This is a genomic window from Gimesia alba (assembly GCF_007744675.1).
GTDB classification, from domain to species: domain Bacteria; phylum Planctomycetota; class Planctomycetia; order Planctomycetales; family Planctomycetaceae; genus Gimesia; species Gimesia alba.
On the sequence record NZ_CP036269.1, the window covers coordinates 224,052 to 238,163 of the forward strand.

Below are 14,112 nucleotides of genomic sequence, written 5' to 3' on the forward strand. Positions count from 1 at the left end.
CACTTTTTTAAAGAGAGAGTTGGCCTATATTTTCTTTAGCCAGCCCCGGCCCTGTTGTCATTCCCTTACCGCCGATGCCTGTGACAAGCTGCACGCGATCGCTGATGGTGTGCTGGAACAGTCCTGCTGACTTTTCTTCAGTATAAATACCACACCAGCGATCTGTGACCTGAAAATCCAGATTCACAAACATCTTTCGCGCATAATTAATGATCAGCGATTCGATTTCCGCAGACAGAAACTCGGTGGGCGGTTCGTCCGTATATTCGTGCGAGTCACCCAGGATAAATTCGTTGTTTTCATTTTGCGTGATCCAGATTTGAATTCCCCGATCCAATAATTCCTGCTCAGGCAGCGGCAGCGAAACGCCTTGTGAATATTGGGCATTCAGAAACGCCGGGTAACGCGTTAGCGCGATGGGAGAAGCGATGTTTGTTCCCAGTGTGCGATTTTCCGGATTCGACAGTTTGAGCATCTGCAGCTTGCAGTACTGCAGATTCGCGGTCGCATAAATTTCCGGATAGAGCGTTTGCAGGTCGGCTCCCGAACAGACAAAAACCTGTTTCGCATGAAACGGTTTTCCATCGGCGGTCGTGATCTGACTGTGCTGGGGCCGTTCTTCAATCGAGACTGCCGTGGTTTTCGGAAGATAATCACAGTCGGAAGTACACGTGAGCCAGTTCACGAATGCGCGGAAAAACGGCCCTGGATCCAATTGCAGATCTTGCGGGAACAACAAGCTCCCTTTGCAGAATTCCGGGTTCAGGCAACAGCTCGTGCGGATTGTATCTCCCGCATTCAAAAATTCCGAAGGGCAATGCACGTCATTCTGTTCGCTTGCCAGTCGTTTTAAAAAGGTCGCTTCCTCGTCCGAATGTGCCAGATACTGCGTACCCACGCGGCGGAGCGGAGTCCCCAGTAATTCAGACAACTCGGAATAGATTTCGCACGAGGCCAACGCCCGGTCGCGCCAGATGCCGGCGGGCATCGCACTCGGAATGATCAGACCGAAATTCCGAATTGACGCCTGCTGGGGAAACAGGTTTCGTTCGATCAACAGTGTCTTGAAACCCCGGCGCATCGCAAAGAAGGCGTGAAATGCACCCAGCACGCCGCCGCCAATCACAATCACATCATATCTGGTTGGGGACGTTGGAGAGGACATGGTTTGTGAACAAAAGCAAAGTTGGAAAATGGTGGAATTTGACGGTGTGTTTTATGGGCTGCCTCAGAGGGCAGTGAACTAGCGTTGAAGTTCGCAGCCTGACGGAAACCAGGAAAACTTTCCGCCAGGCTACGGTCAAACTTCATTGTGCATTGAAAAGTATCGGGGTTTCAGGCCAGAATACAATGACAAAACACGCAGTTAAATTGACAATATTTACATGGTCTTCACAGCTTCTTTAACAAACGCCAATCGTCTGCGTTTAGGATGATCTACAGTGAGACAGGCTGTTTTTTGAGATTTTCGAGTTAGAACAGGTGGAATGGTGCGGTTTCCCGAACGTCGTAAAATTGCTTTGTTAGTCCAGACTTCCAGCGACTGGAGTCGACAGATTATTCAGGGAATTGCCGATTATGCATTCGAGCAGGGGGGCTGGGATTTCTGGATTGAGTTCCGGGGATTACAAGAACAGCTTCGGTTTCCCGCTTCCTGGGAGGGGCATGGCACCATTTGCCGGTTGACGGATACTCGGATCCAGCAGTCGATTATCAAACGCCGCTTGCCCGCGGTGAATGTCTCATGGTTGGGAAAGCATTCGTCAAAAATTCCCAAAGTGGTTTCTGATGAGCGCGGCTGCGCGAATCTGGCGGCCTCGTTTTTTCTGGAGAAAGGCTTCCGTTCGTTCGGTTATATCGGCGCGGATCCGACGTCGCATTATCCCGACACGATCCAACAGGAATTCCAGACTGCGGTGGAACAGGCGGAGGGAGTCTGTTTCGATTTTCCCTATTATGAATTGACGAAGGAAGCCGACTATCAGAAACAGCAACAACGCTTGAAACAGTGGCTCTGGGAACTTCCCAAGCCGGTGGCGCTGTTGGTCTGGTCGAGTAAAGTCGGACGCGAGGTGGCGACGGTCTGTGTGAACCACCATCTGGAGATTCCCGATCAGGTGGCCATTCTCAGTATCGAGCACGATCCTTTGATGTCGGCGTTGTCCCCGGTTCCGCTTTCCTGTATTGATCAGGCGCCGCATGTGGTCGGTTACGAAGCGGCTTCTTTACTGGACCAAATGATTCAGGGCAAACCAGCGCCGGAAGAGCCGACTCTGATTCCGCCGTTATCGATTGAAGAACGAGCCTCTACCGATACCCTGTTTGCCGATGATGATCTTGTGCGGGAAGCGATTCAATTTATTCGCCAGCATGCACACGAAGCAATCCAGGTTTCGGATTTGACGCAACAATTGAATGTCTCCCGGCGGATTCTGGAACATCGCTTTCAAAAAGCCCTGCATCGGTCGCCGGCCAGTGAAATTCGCCAGGAGAAATTAAAACGCATCACGAAACTGTTACAGGAAACCAATCTTCCCGTTTCGCAGATCGCCAACCGGTGTGGCTTTCAGCATCAGGAAGCGATGATTCGCATGTTTGGCAGGCTGACCGGAATGTCGCCGCGGGAATATCGGCAGTCGAGTCATTCACTGAAAGAGCCGACGGGAGAATAATGCCATTTTTCAAACCGGAATTGTCCGGGTTCTGAATAGTAACGGGTCTGTTCCAGTGGTACGATCAAGGAAGAGAAGAAGATATTCAAGACCAGCCTTACTGACTGAGGAAGACGACCATGAATCAATTCTGTTACCGGATGTTGCTGACTGTTTGCTCTGTGATTCTATTAACATCTCCCGCCTTCGCCGTGGATGACGATGCCGGTTCGATTTTTATCGAAGGTTATACGAATCAGTTGAGCTATCAGCCGGGGGAGCATATCGCCTTTCATCTTTCCAGTTCTGAGCCGGAATATTCTGTAGAGATCACGCGGCTGGGGCCTGAAAAAAAGACGGTGTTTAAGGAGTCCCGCAAGAATGGTGCCGCGTATCCGGTTCCGGAGAATGCCTCGTCTCACGGCTGTGGCTGGCCGGCTGCGTTTGAGTTGACGATTCCCGATTCCTGGCAGAGTGGTTATTACAACGTCCGTCTGGCGGTTCGCGATCGAGGGGGTAAGTTCATTCAGCGGAATTCCCGCACGGCGGAAACGAATCTGTTTTTCATCGTGCGTCCCAAGCAGCCGGGCACGCAGACTAAAATTCTGATTCAGCTCAGCACGAATACGTATAACGCCTACAACAACTGGGGCGGTTCCAGCCTTTACAGTTATCACGGCCGCGCCAATCTGCAGGGACATCGTGTTTCCTTTGATCGACCATTGGCGGGTCAATTTGGAAACTGGGAATATCCTTTCATCGTTTGGGCGGAAAGCAATGGCTACCAGCTCGACTACGCCGCGAATAGCGATCTGGAATTTCATCCGGAACTGCTGCAGGATTATAAGCTGGTGTTGAGTGTCGGCCACGATGAATACTGGTCGGCAGCGATGCGTGATCATCTGGAGAACTACATCAAGCAGGGTGGCAACGTTGCGTTCTTCAGTGGGAACTCGGTCTGCTGGCAGGTTCGCAGTGAAGATGAAGGACGTGCACTGACTTGCTGGAAGCAATGGTATAACCTGGACCCGCTGTTTCCGGACGGCGATCATCGTCTGTTATCGACGCTCTGGAGCCATCATCTGGTCAATCGCCCTGAGAATCAGTTAACGGGCGTCGGCTTTCTATATGGCGGTTATCATAAAAGTCATGGCCAGTTCATGGATGGTTCGGGCGCTTATAAGGTGCATCGGCCCGAGCATTGGGTGTTTGAAAAAACGAACATCAAACAGGGGGACGAATTCGGCGGCAAAGATACGATCGTTGGTTATGAGTGTGATGGTTGCCAGTTTGAGATGAAGGATGGTCTGCCCGTACCGACGTTTAAGGATGGCACGCCACGCACGTTTCAAATTCTCGCTTCCTGTCCAGCGAAATGGGCTCCGGGTGACAGTCTGTGGTATGAGCGGTTTGATAAAGATCGCGTCGGCGCTGCGATTCTGGGAATGTATACGAACGGGGGCACTGTCTTCACGGTCGGTAGTACCGACTGGGCACACGGCTTGCGAGGCAAAGACCCAATTGTGCAACAGGTGACAAAGAATATTCTGGATCGCTTATCAAAGTAAGCGTCAGTTGTGCTGTTTGCTGTCCCAGTCGGTTTTGCAAATTCGATACAGCACGTGACGTTGGAGCGGATCGCCGTCTTCCAGGGCAGGGTGGTCAAAGTTGTCGATATAAGACATGCCGATTTTTTCCATCACGCGCCGCGAAGCCTTGTTCGCGGGAACTGTGAAAGAAACGACTTCGTTCAGACAGCACTCTGTGAATCCAAATTCCAGGACCGCTTCGGCGCCTTCACTGGCATAACCTTGATTCCAGAATGGGACCGCCAACCGCCAGCCGATTTCGATGCAGGGAGTAAAATATGCCGTGAATTGAGGAACCGCCAGACCGATGAAGCCTGCGAATTGCGCATCCTCTTTGAGTTCTACCGCCCAGAGGCCAAAGCCATATTCGTCAAAGTGTCTTTTGATACGTTCCACCATCTGCGCAGTCTGCTCAAACGAGAGTGGTGCCGGCATATATCGCATCACTTCCGGGTCAGCGTTCAGCTTCGCGAATGGATCCAGATCGGATTCACGCCACTGTCTGAGAATGAGTCGGGAAGTTTCCACTTGCTGTTCCTCTTGGGAGGTAAACGTATCTATTTAGTATTGTTTCCATTCATTACGAACCTAACGCGAAATTCTCAGAAATATTGTTGGAAATTCAGACAAATATCAGAATCAGAGTGAGGGTTGTATCGATATTCAATTTTGTTGAGCGATTTGACTAAATATGTAAGCGTCATTTAGTTATCAGCCCTTAGAACGTTCCGTTGTTCTATTCATTTTTATGCTTTTTAAACGGACGAATTCAGAGAACCAGAAACGAATGATGTTGCCAAAAGGCAACATTTTGAAACCGCTTATATGCACTGATGCTGATGTGATGAAGCACGATTCTTTCAGGAAGCGGAATGAAGCGGGCGCATGTTCCTGATGCATGTCGGAACGGAAGGTCGCGACGGTTTCAGTTTGAAAAGCGGTCGAGAATTTGCGCCGCGTAATCGAGTTCGGGGATCAGGCAGGGGTGTTTGTATTGCTCGATACTCCCGCCCAGTTTTTTCTGTCGTTCTTGTGCGAAGCGTTGCCAGGTTCCTTTGGCAAGCGGGCAGAGTTGCAGCGGTGCGAGGCGACCGGACTGGCGTTTCTCTTCATACTCACAGTTGGTTCGTTGCAGCAAGGCATCGATTTGGTTCAACAACGCGGGCAGTTCTGCGGCAGACAGAGCAGAGGGTTCTTCTATCAACAGTTGATAGTGTGGCGGTTCGTCCCATTTGGGGATCAGTGAATACTGACCAATTTCCAGAGACGTGGTCTGAACCGCCTGACGAACGGAATCAACGACCTGCGATTCGGTGATTTTCTCACCCGTCAAATTGGAAATGTGCGCGCCCTTATGCAGGAATTCCAGCAAAGGCGTTGACTGATAAAAGCCCGTACAACGCACGACATCACAGATATGATATCGATACAGGCCCGAAGGGGTCGTGAGGAGAATAAAATAGTTCCGGCCGGTCTGCAGCTGATCGGCGGTGAGTACGTTGGTCGTCGTCAGCGGGTCTTCGTCTTCCGGCACGAATTCAAAAAAATGAGACGTGATATCGAGTACGCCGGTCGACGTGCCTGACTCCAGCGGAATTGTCATGCGACCTTCGCTGGCAGACAGGCCATGATCGCGGATCGGCAACTCACCATAGTAAGGAGTGAGTTGTGACAGATACGCGCCGGCACTGCCGCCCATCCAGACAGCGAGCAAAGACAGGCCGGGCCAGAAATCGCGCGGATAAAGGTACCCCGTACGTTCGATGATTGATTCCAGTTCCCGGGCCCGCTGTTTCTGCTTGCGTTGTAAGCGCGGTTTTAGTTTCTGGTAAATTGTTGTATCGAGTTCGTCGGCTCCCGTCAGTGTGCCGTCGGCGATATCGCGGACCAGTGATTCCCGGTGCTGATCGGTGAATTGTGCCAGATGCAGTAGCGTGCTCGGATTCGCGGTTGTGATCATGCCCACGTGTCGGTCGGCCAGCGAGAGACGAAGGGCCGTGTAATATTTCAGGTGTGCCTGGTCAATTTGTGAGACTTCGCTGGGGACGGTGTAAAGCAATTTCACAACCGGGCTCTGCATGGCGGCGACGAGCCCACTGATGTTGCCGCAAGGTGTTCCGCCGGGCGTGCGAAACTTATCGAAATTACTCGAGAGTTGAACGATGTTCTGATATTTGAGTGTCGGGAAATCGTCGTACGCCAGGATGCCCCAGTTCTGCCAGCCCTGACGATAATCTTTGAGAAACGGTTCGGTAATCGGAATGAACTTGGAATCCGACGTTGTGCCGCTGCTCAGCGTAAACATCAACAATCGATTGTCTGGTCCCAGTAAAGCGGACGTCTCACCGTTTTTGACACGGTCGATATACGGCCGGAAACGTTCGTAATCGGAAACGGGAAAGCGGGACTGGAAGTCTTCAATCGTGCAGGAGTCGTCCAGCTTCCATTGTCGACTGAAATCGCTGTCGGCGTTCAAACGCAGAATTCGGCGCAGCGTCTGTTGCTGGACCTGGCGGCAGTCTTGGGTTTGAGCGAGAAAAGCATGGGCGGCACGGCGATAGCGACGTCGTGTGAATGTGCCTCCGGCAGCCCGTAGCAGATACAGGGCGTGCATTCCTTGCTCCCCGGTTGAATTGTGCTGCGCGTAAGAAAGGGTTGGAGTGAAGGAGAGTTATCAGAACCAGAGAACTCTCCTTCCCCTTACGAGACCAGACGATTATTCTTCGTCTTCGTCTTTCTTCTTTTTCTTCTTCTTGCCGATCGAAATTTTTTCGACGCGGACTTTAGGCAAACCCAGAGCGCCCTGTCCTTCGACCCAGCGGTCTTCGAATTTCAATTTTTCAATACGCTCGGCGCGCTTCAAAACGTTGCGTGCACGGACCAGCGTACTTTTGCTCTTCAAACTTTTGTCGAGTGACACGGTGTCATCCCCTCATAATAGATGTTATTTCGAAGGCAGTCAGTTACTCTAGAAATTGACTGTCAAAATTGGCATAGTGGTGTATCGTTCGCAAGATGGGCTGAATCAGCCTGCTGGTCAAACGGTCATGGAGCCGTGACGATTTGCGAAGCGACATATGGTAAAAGGAATCGTCATTGATTGCAACCGCTGCTAAATGAAACCTTTCCGCTGTTTTCCGTGAAAATCGGAAATTCAGCTTCGAAACCAGGACCGAGGGGACCAGACCATTTCTCTTTACGATACAAATTTCACCTGGATGGACTGGTCGATCGTCGGTTGCTACCTGTTATCTTCGATCGTAATTGGTTTGTGGGCCAATCGTTACGTCGGAAATCTTTCTGATTATCTGGTAGCCGGGCGAAAACTGCGTTTACGGCTGGCTCTGGCCACGATGACAGGCACCGAACTCGGGCTGGTCACCGTGATGTACATGGCCGAACTCGGTTTTATGCAGCAATATGCGTCCCTGTACCTCGCGTTTTTGGAAGCGGGATCGGTATTAATCATCGGTCTGACCGGCTTTGTCGTCTTTCGGCTGCGCGAATCCTCGATCATGACGATCCCCGAATATTACGAAAAACGCTATTCGCAGAAGGTACGTGTCGTCGGGGCGATCGTGATGGTGGTTTCCGGCGTGTTGAATATGGGGCTCTTTCTGAAAGCGGGCTCCCAGTTTCTGACGGCGATATCGGGTCTGCAGGATGAAATGTCCCTCAAACTGATTATGACGGGCCTGTTGTTGCTCGTGCTGTTTTACACGGTACTGGGCGGCATGGTCTCGGTAGTGATTACCGACCTGATCCAGTTTTTGATTCTGGGAACCGGCATGGTGATTGTGACCGGCGTTGTCTTCTGGAGTGTCGGCTGGGACGGACTGGCGGCGATTACGACAGAACAGAACGGCTACTTTAACCCGTTCGACTCTGAGAATCCGTCGGGGAAAGGGCCGGGTATCGGGTGGTTACAAATCATCCAGATGACGATCATTATCGGATCGGCGGCCATGCTCTGGCCGACCAGTGCGGCGCGAACCCTTTCCTGCCAGAGTGCCGCCGTGGCGCAGCGACTTTATTCGCTCAGTTCGATTTCGTTCCTGGCACGCCGCGCCTTGCCGGTATTCTGGGGCATTGGCACGTTCGCGTTTTTCGCTTCCCAGCCCCAACTGTTCGCCGAATTTGAACAGGCGGTCGAAACCAATCCATCGATTACTTCGTTATCGGCGATGCCGCTGTTCCTGGCGAAAGTAGTGCCAACCGGTTTACTGGGACTGGTCACCGCGGGCATGATTGCCGCCTTCATGTCGACGCATGACAGCTACCTGCTCTGCTGGAGCGGCGTGATTACTCAGGACATTGTCGCGCCGCTGGCGGGTCCGATGAGTCAGCGTTCACGGATTCTCGTCACGCGGATTGCGATCTTCATCATTGGAGCCATGCTGCTGATCTGGGGGCTGTGGTATGAAGTCAGCAGCGATCTCTGGGGATATCTGGCGGTGACGGGAGCCGTCTATCTTTCGGGCGCGATTCCCACCGTTGTGGGTGGCTTATATTGGAAACGGGGCAGTCAGATCGGCGCACTCGGCGCCATTCTGGGGGGCTTACTGGGACTTTCGGCGATGGGGCCTTGTGTGGAAAGAATCAATCACTGGTTCTCGCTGGATGTGAACGGGACCCATCTCACACTGCTGACGTTTCTGTTTTCGACCCTGCTGTATATTGCCGGTTCACTGGCATTTCCTGATAAAACCACTGAGCTGAATTCCCAGAATTCGGGTACTCCTCCTGATGTGAATGAGAGTTGAACATGTATGTATGGATGACGATCTGGACGATCCTGCTGCTGACCAGTGGTCTGGCCTTTCTGGTGGTGCTGGTTTACGTTTCATTTGGTGTGAAAACAGAACTTCAGGAAACATTGAACGACTTGAAAGCCGACGTGGATGAGTCGCGGGCGCATGAAGAAATTCTGGATCGACCCATTGAATAACGCGGAAAAACCGAGTCAGGCGGCGGCTCAGGCAGTCATCGTAAACCCGCAAAAATTCGGGATTTCTGAACAATTGACTGGTGAATCGGATACGATCATGCTATTTTTAGACATTGATAGGCAGACTTTCCCGGAGTGTGAAGGGATGGTTCTGTTGCTTAAGTACCAGGAGTCGCGTCTTCATGATGTGCCCTTTTTGTCGTGACGGTGAGACGAAAGTAATTGATTCACGTTTGAGTCAACCTTTCAGTGTGCGCCGACGACGAGAGTGCCTGGCCTGCGGAAAACGCTATACGACTTACGAAAAAATCGAAGAGTCACCGCTGAAAGTCATCAAGAAAGATGGCGCCCGTGTCCCCTTTGATCGCAATAAGATGCTCAAGGGAATTGAGACCGCCTGCTACAAACGACCCGTCAGCCCCGATGATATTGAATCCATCGTTTCACAGATTGAGGCCGAAATCTACGAGAACTTTGATCGCGAAGTTCCCTCCCGTTTTATCGGTGAGCATGTTTCGTCCGTTTTGAAAAACGTCGATGGGGTGGCCTTTGTGCGATTCGCGTCCGTCTATCGCAACTTCACCGACGCCAACGATTTTGTGACGGAAATCCAGCCGATGCTGCGGACGGATGATTAACGCCGGTTACTTGATCAGGCAATAATCTCGGGAACCACATTGCCGGCGACCCCGGTAATCCGCATGTCGAGTCCCTGGAACTTGAACGTCAGTTGTTCGTGATCCATGCCCAGCAGATGCAGCAGCGTGGCATGAAAATCGTTGACGTGCATTGGATTTTCGGCGACGTTGAATCCGATCTCGTCGGTTTTGCCGAATGCGAATCCACGTTTCACGCCGCCGCCTGCCATCCAGACCGTGTAGGCATCTTTGTGGTGATCGCGGCCGGGTGCTTTGCGATCGCCCTGCACCATGGGTGTGCGACCGAATTCGGCACCCCAGACGACCAGTGTGTCATCCAGCAGCCCGCGCTGTTTCAAATCCTGGATTAATGCGGCGATGGGTTGATCCACCTGTTTGCATTTCTTTTTCAGGCCATTCACCAGACTGCCGTGATGGTCCCATCCCTGATCGAAGAGTTGCACGAATCGCACGCCGCGCTCGACCAGTCGTCTGGCGAGCAGACAGTTATTCGCGAAGCTGGCTTTGCCCGGCTGGGTGCCGTACTGTTCGTGAATGTGTTTCGGCTCGCCCGAAATATCCATCAACTCGGGAACCGCTGACTGCATGCGGTAAGCCATTTCGTACTGATTGATCCGCGTCGCAATTTCGGGGTCACCAATATCGGCCAACTGGACTTTGTTTAAGTGATTCACGCTGTCGATGATCCGTTTACGATCTTCGCCCGTCATCCCTTTCGGGTTGGATAGAAACAGAACCGGATCTCCCGACGAGCGAAATTCGACACCCTGGTAGATGCTGGGCAGAAAGCCGCTGCCCCACAAACTGTTGCCGGCGCCTGCGACGTTGCCGGTAATCAAAACCACAAAGCCGGGCAGGTTGCTGTTTTCTGAACCGAGACCATAATTCACCCAGGAGCCCAGAGAAGGGCGACCAAAGCGGGAGAACCCGGTCTGGAAAAAAAGTTGGGCGGGCGCATGATTGAAGTGCTCGGTTTTCAGCGAATGGATCATACAGAGTTCGTCCGAGACCGATCCCAGGTGAGGCATCAACTCGGAAATTGGAATGCCGGCCTCTCCCTGTTGCTTGAAGGCAAACGGGCTGCCCATCAGTTTGGGTTGCTCGCGAATGAAGGCCAGCCGCAGTCCTTCCCAGAGCTTGTCGGGAACCAGCTCACCATCCAGTTCCTGCAGTTTGGGTTTCGCGTCATACAAGTCGAGGTGCGAAGGTGCTCCCACCATGTGCAGGAAGATCACATTTTTCGCTTTGGGAGTAAAATGCGATTTGCGGGCCGCCATTGGATTGGCACTGCTGGGTGTTTTCGCCAGCAGATCATTGGCCAAAAGTGAGGTCAGCGCAGCACCGCCGACTCCCATGCCGGCCCGTTGAAAAAATTCACGACGGGTATAATTCAGAAGTTGTTGCAAACGCTCGTTCATGATTATCCCTTCGTAATCGTTTCATCGAGATTCAGCAGAATGTTCGCGACATACAGCCAGGCCGCCATCCGCGAGGCACCGACGCCTTCCGGACGGTGATCGGCAGAAATCAGTTTCTGTGCCGCTTGAGGATGGTCCTGGAAATACTTTAATTCCTGCTGAAAGACTTTAGACAGGTGGTCGAGTTCCATTTGTTTTGCTTCACGGGCCACACACAGACGAAATGCATAGGCGATTCGTTCGCGGTCGCTCAGCTCGGTTCCCAGGCCTTTCGTTGCCAGTCGTTTCGCCAGACCGATGCCGATTTCCACATACGCAGGATCATTCAAAAGCGTAAGCGCCTGCAGCGGCGTATTCGTGCGCGAACGATTGATCACACAGGCTCCCCGGTCCGGGGCGTCGAAGTTGGTAAAACTGGGATAAGGGGCGCTGCGTCGCCATATGACGTACACGCCTCTACGATAGCGGTCTTCAGAAGTCGACGTGAGATACTTGGGCGCATTGCGACCGACGTGTCGCCAGAATCCCTGCGGCTGCGGTGGATAAATGGGCGGGCCTCCCATTTTGGTTGAGAGCAGCCCGCTGATCGCCAGGGCATTATCGCGAATGGTTTCGGCTGACAAACGGAGTCGGGGGCCGCGTGTATACAGTTTGTTATAAGGATCGGCTTCGAGCAATTCGGGCGTGATTTTTGCCGACTGCTGATAGGTGGCCGACATCACGATCAATTTGTGAATCTGTTTCATCGACCAGTTGTGTTCCATGAACTCGACCGCCAGCCAGTCCAGCAGTTCGGGATGCGTGGGCGGATCTCCCTGGCTGCCAAAGTCTTCCTGGGTAGCGACGATTCCCTGGCCGAAAAATTGAGACCACCAGCGATTGACGGTCACGCGGGCGACCAGCGGATTCTCTTTCGCCACCAGCCACTTTGCAAATTCGAGTCGGCCTGGCGTGCCTTTAGTCTGCAAAGGATGCAGCGCTTCCGGCGTGTTTGGTGTGACTTCAGCGCCTTTGCTCAGGAAATTGCCCCGCTTGAAAATGTTGTTCATTCGCGGCTTTTCCATCTCCACCATCACTAGTGTGGAATCGGGCTCCAGGGTTTTTAGTTCGGTGCGGATCTGGTTGAGTTCGTTTTGCAGATCAGAGTAGGCGGGGTCCTGCTTTTGCTGAAACTGTGTCAGCGATTTCTTTTGTTTGCCCGTTCGCTTTTCGGCTTCGATCCTTAAAATCTTTTGGATGGCGACGGGAACTTTGGCGCTCTCTTCGCTGTTCTCCAGCAAGGCGAGTGTCGTCTGTTCCCATTCGGGCACCGATTTCGCTAGTGCTTTCTCGCGGGCATTCAACTTTTTCTGCAGGGCGAGTCGCTGGCTGTTGAGTTCGTCTTTCGTCTTTTCTTCGGCTTTGCTTAAGGGCAACGCCAGCTTCGGGCCGGTGACATCAAAGGTTACACTTTTACCCACCTGTTCAACTTCCAGCGGCGTATTGTTGAAGAACGCAAAGATCTGGTAATAATCCTGCTGTGTGAAGGGATCATATTTATGGTTGTGGCACTGGGCACACTCAAACGTCGTTCCCAGCCAGACCAGCCCCGTGGTATTGACGCGGTCAAAGATCTGATTCACGCGATTCTCTTCCGGGTCCACGCCCGCTTCCACATTACAGGTGGTGCAACGATGAAAGCCGGTGGCAATTTTCTGGCTGAGCTTCGCCTGGGGAATCAGGTCGCCGGCGATCTGCTGAATCGTAAACTGATCAAAGGGGAGATCCTGATTGATGGAGTTAATTACCCAGTCGCGATAGAGCCACATCTCACGTAGTTGATCCGCCTGAAATCCGTTCGAGTCGGCATAGCGGGCCAGGTCGAGCCATTGGCGGGCCCACTTTTCTCCATAACGCGGCGACTTGAGCAGACGATCAACATACTTTTCATAGGCCGCCGGTGACGGATCTTTTTCGAATGCGATCACCTCTTCCGGCGTAGGCGGCAGGCCGATCAGATCGAGGGAGACGCGTCGTAAGAGACGGGCGGGACTGGCTTGTGCCGCCTGAGTGTGAGGCGGCGTCTGCTGATTCAGTTTTTCGACAACGTACGCATCGATCGGGTTGTTGATGCGGGCCGATCCCTGGATGGTGGGAACCGGGCTTTTGACCGGTGGCACGTAAGCCCAGTGTTTGGGGGCTTCTGATTCGGTGGGCCAGGTTGCGCCCTGATCGATCCACTGTTTCAGAATCTGGATTTCCTGTTTGGTGAGACGCTCACCAAAATCGGCGGGCGGCATCTGTTCTTTTTCGTCCTGAGTCGAAACGCGATGAATGAGCACACTCTGGTCGCTTTTTCCCACGATGATCGCCGGCTCGCCGGAATCGTTGCGGAGCAGAATGTTTTTGCGGTTTGTTAAACGCAGTCCCCCTTCGCGGGCATCGGGGCCATGGCAGTCCTGGCAATATTTGACAAACAGCGGACGCACCGATTTTTCAAAATCAATCGGGGGCGCCGTTCCCGGCTTCTCCGCGGCAAGGGGCGCTGCCAGAGTAACGATACTTAAAATCGAGAACCCGACGATGAGAGTTCGTGGAACGAAAGAACCATACATACGCGTTCAATCCCTATCAGGCCGTACCACAAAGACTGCAATAATCTCGAGGCGTACCTGGTGAGACAATTGAAAGTATTGCCGGTCCGTCGGAACCGCCGAAATCGGGGGACGGTAGCCAGACACCACTGTCTGACGGGCTGAAATTTGTTGGGAGAGTTTGTGTGGTTGATCTTTCTACATAAGAAAAATCAAGGATTCAGAATAACGGTAAATCGCAGGAATTTCAAGTTTTTCTATCAAAACAGTCTGA

The 14,112-nt window shown here is 52.5% G+C and carries 12 protein-coding genes; 6 read left to right on the top strand and 6 right to left on the bottom strand.

The features are described from left to right. Positions 1-7 precede the first annotated feature (7 nt). Positions 8-1,165: a TIGR03364 family FAD-dependent oxidoreductase gene (locus Pan241w_RS00900; RefSeq protein WP_145209570.1), complete on the bottom strand. Its 1,158-nt coding sequence runs from the start codon at positions 1,163-1,165 to the stop codon at positions 8-10. Positions 1,166-1,487: 322 nt separating this feature from the next. On the opposite strand from Pan241w_RS00900, the gene Pan241w_RS00905 reads away from it, so the two are divergent. Both Pan241w_RS00905 and Pan241w_RS00910 read left to right on the top strand, forming a co-directional pair. After that, positions 1,488-2,672 (top strand): AraC family transcriptional regulator, encoded by a 1,185-nt coding sequence (locus tag Pan241w_RS00905; protein WP_145209573.1) that lies wholly within the window; start codon positions 1,488-1,490, stop codon positions 2,670-2,672. 119 nt (positions 2,673-2,791) lie between these two features. Continuing rightward, positions 2,792-4,219 (top strand): N,N-dimethylformamidase beta subunit family domain-containing protein, encoded by a 1,428-nt coding sequence (locus Pan241w_RS00910; RefSeq protein ID WP_145209576.1) that lies wholly within the window; start codon positions 2,792-2,794, stop codon positions 4,217-4,219. 3 nt (positions 4,220-4,222) lie between these two features. Here the strand turns inward: Pan241w_RS00910 and Pan241w_RS00915 are convergent, their stop codons facing one another. The 3 genes from Pan241w_RS00915 to Pan241w_RS00925 all read right to left on the bottom strand — a co-directional run bounded on the left by Pan241w_RS00915 (position 4,223) and on the right by Pan241w_RS00925 (position 7,160). Next, positions 4,223-4,768, bottom strand: coding sequence for a GNAT family N-acetyltransferase (locus tag Pan241w_RS00915; protein ID WP_145209579.1), 546 nt, complete (start codon positions 4,766-4,768; stop codon positions 4,223-4,225). A gap of 397 nt (positions 4,769-5,165) precedes the next feature. Then, positions 5,166-6,854 (bottom strand): GH3 auxin-responsive promoter family protein, encoded by a 1,689-nt coding sequence (locus Pan241w_RS00920; protein WP_145209581.1) that lies wholly within the window; start codon positions 6,852-6,854, stop codon positions 5,166-5,168. Between the two features lie 102 nt (positions 6,855-6,956). Beyond that, entirely contained in the window at positions 6,957-7,160 is a 204-nt protein-coding gene (locus Pan241w_RS00925) for a small basic protein (RefSeq protein ID WP_145209584.1), read from the bottom strand. Positions 7,161-7,458: 298 nt separating this feature from the next. Between Pan241w_RS00925 and Pan241w_RS00930 the strand changes: the two genes are divergently transcribed. From Pan241w_RS00930 to nrdR, 4 genes are read left to right on the top strand one after another with little or no spacing between them, the layout of a single operon-like run. Beyond that, positions 7,459-9,003 (top strand): sodium:solute symporter family protein, encoded by a 1,545-nt coding sequence (locus Pan241w_RS00930; RefSeq protein WP_145209588.1) that lies wholly within the window; start codon positions 7,459-7,461, stop codon positions 9,001-9,003. Positions 9,004-9,005: 2 nt separating this feature from the next. Further along, positions 9,006-9,188 carry a hypothetical protein gene (locus tag Pan241w_RS00935; protein ID WP_145209591.1) on the top strand — a complete coding sequence of 61 codons (183 nt, stop codon included), beginning with the start codon at positions 9,006-9,008 and terminating at the stop codon, positions 9,186-9,188. After that, a complete protein-coding gene (locus Pan241w_RS00940; RefSeq protein WP_145209594.1) occupies positions 9,181-9,393 on the top strand; it encodes a hypothetical protein in 213 nt (70 codons plus the stop codon). Before Pan241w_RS00935 ends, Pan241w_RS00940 begins: the two co-directional genes overlap by 8 nt. Then, complete coding sequence (gene nrdR, locus Pan241w_RS00945) at positions 9,371-9,826, top strand: transcriptional regulator NrdR (RefSeq protein ID WP_145209597.1); 456 nt, start codon at positions 9,371-9,373, stop codon at positions 9,824-9,826. Before Pan241w_RS00940 ends, nrdR begins: the two co-directional genes overlap by 23 nt. A 14-nt stretch (positions 9,827-9,840) precedes the next feature. Here nrdR and Pan241w_RS00950 read toward each other — a convergent pair whose 3' ends face one another. After that, on the bottom strand, positions 9,841-11,265 hold the full coding sequence (locus tag Pan241w_RS00950) for a DUF1501 domain-containing protein (RefSeq protein WP_145209601.1): 1,425 nt from the start codon (positions 11,263-11,265) through the stop codon (positions 9,841-9,843). Positions 11,266-11,267: 2 nt separating this feature from the next. Then, positions 11,268-13,859, bottom strand: a complete 2,592-nt coding sequence (locus tag Pan241w_RS00955; protein ID WP_145209604.1) for a PSD1 and planctomycete cytochrome C domain-containing protein — start codon at positions 13,857-13,859, stop codon at positions 11,268-11,270. Between the last annotated feature and the right edge of the window lie 253 nt (positions 13,860-14,112).

Bases quoted from the DNA above. Each gene is read 5' to 3' on its own strand.
- Pan241w_RS00900 (WP_145209570.1), bottom strand. From the start codon at position 1,165: ATGTCCTCTCCAACGTCCCCAACCAGATATGATGTGATTGTGATTGGC.
- Pan241w_RS00905 (WP_145209573.1), top strand. From the start codon at position 1,488: ATGGTGCGGTTTCCCGAACGTCGTAAAATTGCTTTGTTAGTCCAGACT.
- Pan241w_RS00910 (WP_145209576.1), top strand. From the start codon at position 2,792: ATGAATCAATTCTGTTACCGGATGTTGCTGACTGTTTGCTCTGTGATT.
- Pan241w_RS00920 (WP_145209581.1), bottom strand. From the start codon at position 6,854: ATGCACGCCCTGTATCTGCTACGGGCTGCCGGAGGCACATTCACACGA.
- Pan241w_RS00930 (WP_145209588.1), top strand. From the start codon at position 7,459: ATGGACTGGTCGATCGTCGGTTGCTACCTGTTATCTTCGATCGTAATT.
- Pan241w_RS00935 (WP_145209591.1), top strand. From the start codon at position 9,006: ATGTATGTATGGATGACGATCTGGACGATCCTGCTGCTGACCAGTGGT.
- nrdR (WP_145209597.1), top strand. From the start codon at position 9,371: ATGATGTGCCCTTTTTGTCGTGACGGTGAGACGAAAGTAATTGATTCA.
- Pan241w_RS00950 (WP_145209601.1), bottom strand. From the start codon at position 11,265: ATGAACGAGCGTTTGCAACAACTTCTGAATTATACCCGTCGTGAATTT.
- Pan241w_RS00955 (WP_145209604.1), bottom strand. From the start codon at position 13,859: ATGTATGGTTCTTTCGTTCCACGAACTCTCATCGTCGGGTTCTCGATT.